Below are 1621 nucleotides of genomic sequence, written 5' to 3' on the forward strand. Positions count from 1 at the left end.
AACCAGCTAATAGTTTGTCAACATTTTTCAATAAAAAACTTTCTTTCTCCATGCTATACTAAAAGTGTGCATGACAAATAACCTTCCGAACCACATGTTTTGGAAGTGATTTCATTTAAAGGTTAAATACAGTGATTAAGTTATATCTTGGAATGTTGTTTTGCTTGTTAGTAAGGCATAGATCCAATGTAAGAGCTTATTCGCACAAGCAATTACAGCGACTCTAAATGGTTTACCTTCATCGCGTTTTTTGTCATAGAACTCTCGTAGTTTCTTATTTCTAGCAATGATTTCATCTGTTGTCTTTTGCTTTCTGGCATCACGAATTCCACACTTTACGGCCATATACAGAGATCGCCTTAATCGGCTAGATCCTCGTTTTGTAATTTTGTTTTGCGTCGCCGTAAATCTACCAGAAGAGTAGACACTAGGGTCTATTCCGGCAAATGCAACTAATTTTTTTGGGTGATTAAATCTTTCTATCTCTCCAATTTCTGAGATGATTGTTGCAGCAATTTTTTCTCCGATACCAGGGATAGACTGGATAATCTTATATTCTTCTACTTCTTCAGCGAGGGCACCTATTTCAGCTGCTAACTTTGATAGGTGCTCTTCGTATTGAAGAACGATGTGAATGAGTATTTTTAAATTCGTGATGTGGCTGTCGTACATATTTTGCTGAAATGGATTTCTTTTAGCTGCCTCAACAAGTTTGTTTGCTTTCTCTTGAACCCACTGATTTGATCCACGCCTGCACAGGGATGAGATGCAATCAATTAATTCTGAATTTGAACCTTTCAATACAGACTCTGATGTAGGAAATGCATGAAGGACATGTAAAGAAGTTTTGGAATATAGATTTCCAAACACCCCTCGATATTCAGGAAACACTTGGTCTAATAGAGTTTGTAATTGTAATTTGGTTTGAGTTGAGACACTTGAAATGGCCTCTTGTTGTCGGGTTAGGTTTCTCAAATTTAATAATTGAAGTCCTCTTTTTCTATGAGACGCGAACTCTTCCTTGTAGAACAATAGGCAAAGTTGGTATGCATCTACTGAGTCTGTCTTTACCTTTCTTAGATTGGTACTACGTGAGCGATGAGAGACAAGTGGGTTCACCATAATATACATATAGCCATGCTCATCTAAAAACTGGACTACAGGGGAATGATAAACACCTGTGGATTCGAAAATAACTGAAGGTTTCATTCCGTCTGATACTTTGGTAACCTCTTTTAAAAAATCTAATAAGCAATCCAAACCATCCAAGGTATGCTTAACACTAAAGCTCTTACGATAAGGTTTACCTTTATTTAAAAAGGCTTGAACCTGACTTTCACCTTTTGAAACATCCAGACCAATTACTGGATTCATATATCCCTCTCCTCCTATAATTGTGTTCGTCGGCAACCCCTAAGCTTCTTGTAATGTCATAGTTTCGCTTGTTAAACGGGATCTATATGTCCCAACCAGCCCAAAACATGTTTATACAAGTAGGGGGTGAACAGTTTTGCTGACGGGATCCAGTCCCACTGGCGCTGCGTTCTACCCCGACTACCGCTATCATAAGACCTCATGAAAAAAGATCAACCAGAAAAATCTGGCTGATCTAATATTACGA

General features: G+C 38.0%; 1 protein-coding gene. It reads right to left on the reverse strand.

The features are described 5' to 3' along the window. Window positions 1-135: 135 nt before the first annotated feature. Window positions 136-1374 carry an IS110 family RNA-guided transposase gene (locus Q5Y73_RS24490; RefSeq protein ID WP_305994544.1) on the reverse strand — a complete coding sequence of 413 codons (1239 nt, stop codon included), beginning with the start codon at window positions 1372-1374 and terminating at the stop codon, window positions 136-138. Between the last annotated feature and the right edge of the window lie 247 nt (window positions 1375-1621).

This window comes from Chengkuizengella axinellae, assembly GCF_030730905.1.
GTDB classification, from domain to species: domain Bacteria; phylum Bacillota; class Bacilli; order Paenibacillales; family KCTC-33759; genus Chengkuizengella; species Chengkuizengella axinellae.